The sequence below is a fragment of the Thermococcus sp. genome (genome assembly GCF_027008145.1).
Lineage (GTDB): Archaea > Methanobacteriota_B > Thermococci > Thermococcales > Thermococcaceae > Thermococcus.
Genome location: NZ_JALTCZ010000137.1, coordinates 1 through 6,281, shown reverse-complemented (window position 1 = coordinate 6,281; position 6,281 = coordinate 1). Strand labels below are relative to the sequence as shown.

8 protein-coding genes and 1 pseudogene are annotated in these 6,281 nt (G+C 53.4%); 6 read left to right on the top strand and 3 right to left on the bottom strand.

Features of this window, described 5'->3' with window-relative positions:
- Positions 1–202: pseudogene (locus MVD07_RS06625) on the bottom strand (TIGR00289 family protein); the annotation flags it as partial.
- 96 nt (positions 203–298) lie between these two features.
- On the opposite strand from MVD07_RS06625, the gene MVD07_RS06620 reads away from it, so the two are divergent.
- Genes MVD07_RS06620 through MVD07_RS06595 form a run of 6 tightly spaced genes read left to right on the top strand, consistent with a single transcriptional unit; the run spans position 299 to position 5,035 of the window.
- Complete coding sequence (locus MVD07_RS06620; protein ID WP_297499889.1) at positions 299–1,597, top strand: bifunctional L-myo-inositol-1-phosphate cytidylyltransferase/CDP-L-myo-inositol myo-inositolphosphotransferase; 1,299 nt, start codon at positions 299–301, stop codon at positions 1,595–1,597.
- Positions 1,598–1,640: 43 nt separating this feature from the next.
- Positions 1,641–2,789: an inositol-3-phosphate synthase gene (locus MVD07_RS06615; protein WP_297499885.1), complete on the top strand. Its 1,149-nt coding sequence runs from the start codon at positions 1,641–1,643 to the stop codon at positions 2,787–2,789.
- Positions 2,790–2,844: 55 nt separating this feature from the next.
- On the top strand, positions 2,845–3,444 hold the full coding sequence (locus tag MVD07_RS06610; protein ID WP_297499883.1) for a DUF4443 domain-containing protein: 600 nt from the start codon (positions 2,845–2,847) through the stop codon (positions 3,442–3,444).
- A 4-nt stretch (positions 3,445–3,448) separates the two neighbouring features.
- On the top strand, positions 3,449–4,084 hold the full coding sequence (gene pyrF / locus MVD07_RS06605) for an orotidine-5'-phosphate decarboxylase (RefSeq protein ID WP_297499881.1): 636 nt from the start codon (positions 3,449–3,451) through the stop codon (positions 4,082–4,084).
- The gene (locus MVD07_RS06600; protein WP_297499879.1) at positions 4,075–4,593 is read left to right on the top strand and encodes an RNA-binding protein; all 519 of its coding nucleotides are present in this window, start codon (positions 4,075–4,077) and stop codon (positions 4,591–4,593) included. The genes pyrF and MVD07_RS06600 overlap by 10 nt, the downstream gene beginning before the upstream one ends.
- Positions 4,589–5,035, top strand: coding sequence for an FAD synthase (locus tag MVD07_RS06595; protein ID WP_297499887.1), 447 nt, complete (start codon positions 4,589–4,591; stop codon positions 5,033–5,035). The genes MVD07_RS06600 and MVD07_RS06595 overlap by 5 nt, the downstream gene beginning before the upstream one ends.
- Positions 5,036–5,065: 30 nt before the next feature.
- On the opposite strand, the gene MVD07_RS06590 is transcribed toward MVD07_RS06595, so the two are convergent.
- Both MVD07_RS06590 and MVD07_RS06585 read right to left on the bottom strand, forming a co-directional pair.
- On the bottom strand, positions 5,066–5,386 hold the full coding sequence (locus MVD07_RS06590) for a CopG family transcriptional regulator (RefSeq protein ID WP_297499877.1): 321 nt from the start codon (positions 5,384–5,386) through the stop codon (positions 5,066–5,068).
- Positions 5,373–6,143: a ParA family protein gene (locus MVD07_RS06585; RefSeq protein ID WP_297499875.1), complete on the bottom strand. Its 771-nt coding sequence runs from the start codon at positions 6,141–6,143 to the stop codon at positions 5,373–5,375. Before MVD07_RS06585 ends, MVD07_RS06590 begins: the two co-directional genes overlap by 14 nt.
- Positions 6,144–6,281 lie beyond the last annotated feature (138 nt).

Here is a 6,281-nt window from a genome sequence, read left to right as displayed (position 1 = left end):
TCGTGAAGCCCTTGACGAGTGGAATCCCCATCGCCTTTGCCTGAAGCTCTGTCAGGTGTATGTTCGGGACGTGGTACATGTAGCTCTCCTCGCTCTCGCTCACCATTGAGACGAGGAACCTGACCTCGAACCCCTGCTTCAGCGCCCAGTAGAGGGCGTAGTTAGAGTCCTTCCCTCCCGAATACAGCACGGCAACGCGCATTTTCCCCACCCGAAAAATTTTTAAAAACTTCATGTTATTTTAACCATCGGACGCTTCTTAATCGCCTGCTTGACAGGACTTAAAAAGGTGATGTCAATGGCACCGAAAACGGCGGTAATACTGGCAGCGGGCCTCGGGACGAGGATGGGTGGGAAACCCAAGGGACTCTTCAGGATAGCCGGAAGGGAAATTCTCTACCGGACGATGGTTCTCCTCCAGCGAAACGGCGTTGGGCGCTTTGTTATAGTCACCAACGAACGCTATGCCCCTATGTATCTGGAGTTTTTAAAGAAACACGGCTTCGAGGCCGAGCTCGTGATTAATCCGGAGCCCGAAAAGGGCAATGGACATTCCCTTTACCTCACCGGCAAAGGGGTCAGCGGAGAGTTCATACTTGTCATGGGCGATCACGTTTACAGCGAGACCTTTGTGGAGAGAGCTGTTGAAGGAAACGGCCTCATAGCCGATAGAACTCCAAGGTGGGCTGACATCGGAGAGGCCACAAAGGTTAAGGTCAATGACGGCAGGGTTGTGGGCATCGGCAAGAACCTGAAGGAATGGGACGCGGTAGACACCGGTTTCTTCGTCCTAGATGACAGCATATTCAAGGTCACCTCCACCTTGGAGGAAGAAAAGGGTGGTGACTACAGTCTCAGCGAGGTTGTCAAAAGGGCCAAACTTCCAGTTACATTCGTGGACGGCTTCGGCTGGACGGACGTGGACACCCCAGGGGACGCCGAGAGGGCGAGGAAGATGCTCATCAAAACTGCAGTAAAGGGAACAGAAGACGGCTTCGTGAGCAGACGCCTGAACAGAAAAATCTCAACTGAGATCAGTGCCCTGCTCGTTGAGAAGGTAAGCCCTAACGCGATGACAGCTTTCACCTTCGCTCTTGGGATCCTCTCAGCTATCTTAACCCTCGTTAACCTTCCCCTCGCTGGAATCCTGTATCAAGTCAGCTCCATCTTCGATGGTGTTGATGGAGAGTTAGCGAGAGCCCAGCTGAGAACGAGCAGACTTGGAGGATATCTAGACTCGCTTCTCGACCGCTACGTTGACGGGAGCTTTTTGGCATTGCTGGCGTATTCAACACTGAAGGAGCCCCAGTGGTACATCGTGGCGCTTTTAGCTCTCCTCGGCTCGGTGATGGTCAGCTACTCCACGGAGAGGTTCAGGGGAGCATTCTGTAAGAGCGCCTACTCCAAAGTGCCCTCCCTCCGAAAACTGCCGGGTAAGAGGGACGAGAGGGTCTTCCTAACGATGCTCTTCCTCCTTTACCCGATTCAGGTCTCTGTGAGAGTTCTGTTTCTCCTGCTGGCGCTGGTGACGAACTTCAGAGTTGTCCTCACGACATATTTCATTTCCAAGAAAGTTTCGCAATCGAAAACTATTTAACTATCATAAAATATTCTAAGACAACGGAAAGGAGGTGTGCAAAATGGTTAGGGTTGTCATACTGGGACAGGGCTACGTTGCCAGCATCTTTGCGAGCGGACTTGAAAAGATAAAGGCAGGGAAAATAAAGCCCTACGGTGTACCCCTGGTGGACGAGCTACCGATCAAGATAAAGGATATCGAGATAGTCGGCTCTTACGACGTCGACAAGGCCAAGGTCGGAAAGGATCTCTACGATGTCGTAAGGAAGTACGACCCAGATGCCCCAGAGAGCCTCAGGGGAACAACCGTGAGGAAGGGCATTCACCTGGAGAGTCTCAGGAATCTCCCGCTCGAAGCAACCGGCCTCGACGACGAGATGAGCCTCAAGGAGGCCGTTGAAAGGCTTGTGAGCGAGTGGAAGGAGCTCAAGCCAGATGTGTTCGTCAACGTCTGCACCACAGAGGCTTTTGCCCCCTTCGAGAACAGGGAGGAGCTTGAGAAGGCCATTGCAGAGGACAGGAAGGACAGGCTCACAGCGACACAGGTTTATGTTTATGCTGCCGCAAAGTATGCCAAGGAAACAGGCGGAGCTGCCTTCGTCAACGCCATCCCCACCCTCATAGCCAACGACCCGGTCTACGTCGAGCTCGCGAAGGAGAGCAACCTCGTGGTCTTTGGTGACGATGGGGCGACCGGCGCGACGCCGCTCACAGCCGACATACTCAGCCACTTCGCCCAGAGGAACCGCTATGTTCGCGATATAGCGCAGTTCAACATAGGAGGAAATCAGGACTTCCTCGCTTTGACCGACAAGGAGCGCAACAAGAGCAAGGAGTTCACGAAGTCGAGCATTGTCGAGGATCTACTCGGCTACAACGCGCCACACTACATCAAGCCAACCGGCTTCCTTGAGCCCCTCAACGACAAGAAGTTCATAGCAATGCACATCGAGTATGTCAGCTTCAACAACGCTAGAGATGAGATAGTTGTTACCGGCAGGATAAACGACAGCCCTGCCTTGGCCGGCCTCCTCGTTGACCTCGTCAGGCTCGGAAAGATTGCCGTTGACAGGAAGGAGTTCGGAACTGTCTACGAGGTCAACGCTTTCTACATGAAGAACCCTGGGCCAAAAGAGGCCAGGAACATACCGCGCATAATAGCCCACGAGAAGATGAGGATGTGGGCAGGGCTCAAGCCAAGGTGGCTGTGAAGCCTCTGGCAAACCTTTTAATCATCTTTTTCCTACTCTTCTCGGAGGGAAGCTGATGAGCTGGAAGAGGGGAGCCTATCCTGAGTTCACACTTGAGGACGCGGTGGCGGTTATCTACCTTCTGCAGAAGCCCGTTGGCAGAAAGACAATCTCGGAGATACTCGAACTCGGCGAGGGGAGCGTGAGAACACTTCTGAGGAAGCTCTCCGCCCTCGGCCTTATAGAATCCAGCCAGAGGGGGCACACGCTGAGCGAGAAGGGAAGAAGTATCGCTGAGAAAATCTCCAAGCACTTCTCGGAGGCCATTGAATCTGGAAGGATTGAAGGGAAGCCCGCCTACACCCTCTTAGTCAGAGACCCGGGCGACTTCAAGAGCATAGAACTCAGGGACGAGGCGATAAGGTTCCACGCAAGGGGAGCGCTTCTCCTCGTTGTCAGGGACGGGAGGACGGTCTTCCCTGAGGATGGAAGACCTCTAAGCGAGGCGATGCCGGAGCTGGCGAAAGAACTTGAGGGAATGCCCCTTGAAGAGGGTGCCCTTATAGTGGTTACCTGGGCCGAGAGCCCGGCGAGGGCCCTGAAGAGCGCCTACCATGTAGCCCTGTTTCTGAAGGGCAGGGCACTCCCTGAGGAGATAAAATCGCTCGTGAGGTGAAAGCGTGAGCAGGCTCATCTTAGCCCTCGACGTCTACGAGAGGAATAGGGCACTTGAGATAGCCGAGTGCACCGCTGATTACCTCTGGGCAGTGAAGGTGAACTGGCCCCTTATCATCGGTTCCGGTCTTAAAATAATCACCGAGCTGAAGCAGGTTACCGGCCTTCCCATCATAGCCGACTTAAAGCTTGCTGACATACCGAACACTAACAGGCTGATAGCGAGGAAGGTTTTTGGAGCTGGGGCAGATTACATCATAACCCACGGCTTCACCGGCAGGGACAGCGTTAAGGCCGTGATGGAGCTGGGGGAGACGATAATCGTCGTGGAGATGAGCCATCCTGGAGCTAAAGAGTTCATCCAGCCCGCAACCGAGGGACTCATCAAGATGACCAACGAGCTTGAGCCCTTCGGTGTCATAGCCCCCGCAACGAGACCCGAGCGCATCAGGTACATCCGCTCAAAGCTGAAGCCAGAAATCAGGGTTATAACCCCCGGTGTCGGAGCCCAAGGCGGGAAAGCCGGCGAAGCCATAAGGGCCGGTGCCGACTACGTGATAGTAGGGCGCTCCATCTATGAGAGCGAAAACCCCAGGGAAACTGCGAGGAGGCTCTTTGAGGAGGTGAGAGTGTGGAGCTGAAAGTCAAGCACCCCCTCAGCAAAAAGGAAATAAAGGAGATAATCCGGGAGATGAGCGAGATATTTGGGGAAGAGATAGCGGGGAAGATGATGGGCAAAAAGGACAGGGTAGAAATAGCGGAGTTCGACAGAACGACCGAGATAATACTCGTGAACGGGAAGCCCTTCTTCATAAGGAGGAAGGGACTGGTTTTCCCACTTGTCATAGCGCTCTACGAGCTCTCCAACGAGGAAGACCTGAGGAAATGGCCGAGGCGTGTTGTCGTTGATGAGGGGGCCATTCCATACATCCTCAATGGAGCAGATGTCATGGCCGCGGGTATAGTGGATGCCGACGAAAAGATTAAGGAGGGGGACTTCGTCTTCGTGGTAGAAGAGAACTACGGAAGGCCACTTGCGATAGGTATAGCCCTCATGAGCGGGAAGGCGATGAAGGAGAAGCCCAAAGGGAAAGCGGTTAAGAACATCCACCACGCGAAGGACAAAATCTGGCAGATCACGGTGGATTGAGATGGAGAAGAGAATAAGGGTTCTCGTTGGAGGGGTTTTCGACATACTCCACGTCGGCCACATTCACTTTCTAAAGCAGGCAAAGGAGCTCGGCGACGAGCTGGTCGTTATAGTCGCCCACGATGAGACCGTTAGGAGGCAGAAGCACAGGGATCCCATAAATCCCGCGGAAGACAGAGCCGAACTGCTGAGGGCGATAAGATACGTGGACGAGGTCTACATAGGCTCACCCGGGGTGATAGACTTCAATCTCGTGAAGAGGATAGACCCGGACGTTATAGCAATCGGCCCAGATCAAAGCTTCAACTGCGAGAAGCTGAAGGAGGAGCTAAGGGAACACGGTATAAACGCTCAGGTTATACGCATCCCCTACCTCTACAAGAGCGACCGCGCGAAGACGAGTAAGATAATAGAGAAGATAGTCGAGACCTACTGCGAGTGATTAGACCACTTACTGGAGCACTGATTCAAGCTAAAGCCTGAACTTTGAGAGATATTCGCGTAGGAACCCGGGGTCTTCCCTCTTGACGGCGCTGAGGAGTTCTTCAAACTTCTTCTCGCCGAGGGCAACGCGGAGGTAGTAGTAAAGGTTGAGGGCATCTTCCACTATGCTGCTCTGCCTCCTCCCCTCCTCGGCGTAGAGCTCTATGAGCTTTCTGTTCATGTCCCGTGTAACGTAGAGGGTCTTCTGCATCTTTTCCTTCTTGAGGGACTTCCTCTCACCCTTGGGCTTGGGCTTTGTAAGCTCGTCTATCGAGCCGTCAAAAAGCCGGGGAAGCTTATCCTTCGACAATCCCGACCACCTCTTTAGCCAGCTTTTGGAAGGCCTTAGCAGCGCGACCCTTCCCATCGAACTCGAATATGCTCTTCCCCTCGCTCTGGGCCTTTTCGATGGCTATAGCCCTCGGTATAGTCGTAAGTATTGGGGCGTCTGGATAAGTGGCCTTCAGCTCCCTCAGGCGAAGCTTTGGAACCTTTGTCTGCCTAGTGAACTTGTTCGGGACAAGGCCAAGAAGCTTGAGGTTCTCGTTGGTTTCCTCGCGTATCATTCTCATGAGGTTGAACATGAGTTGCATCCCTATGACACCGAAGTAGCTGAGCTCCAAAGGTATGAGAACGTAATCGGAGGCAGTGAGCGAGTTGACTAGAAAGATGCCCATGCTAGGCGGGTTGTCAATGATGACATAGTCGTACTCCGGGAGAACCGGGAGAAGTGCCTTCTCTAAACGTCTCTCGCGGTTGTAGGCGTTTATTATCTCTATCTCCCTCGCCGAGAGGTTGAGGTGACTCGGAACTAGATCGAGGTTCTCCCTTACCCGAACCCTGCTTTCATCTATCCCGCTCTCCCTCGTCATCAGCGTCCCAACGTTCCTGTCGGCGTAGTCAAGAACCCCCATTCCTATGAGGCCGAAGGTGAGGTTGAACTGGGGGTCGATGTCAACGAAAAGAACCTTTCGCCCCATTTCCGCAAGGGCATAACCGAGGTTCATGGCAAGGGTGGTCTTGCCCACGCCACCTTTCTGATTTGCAACGCTTATTACCACCGCCATCCTTTTCACCGCAAAAATTTAAGGTCAGGAAAGGTCTATGAAGTCGTCAAAGATGTGGTTTAGATAGCCGTTCTCTGATCTCCCGTTGAACTTTCTGGAGATGGTTTTGTATACTGGGTCGTCGAAGTTGCCGAAGGA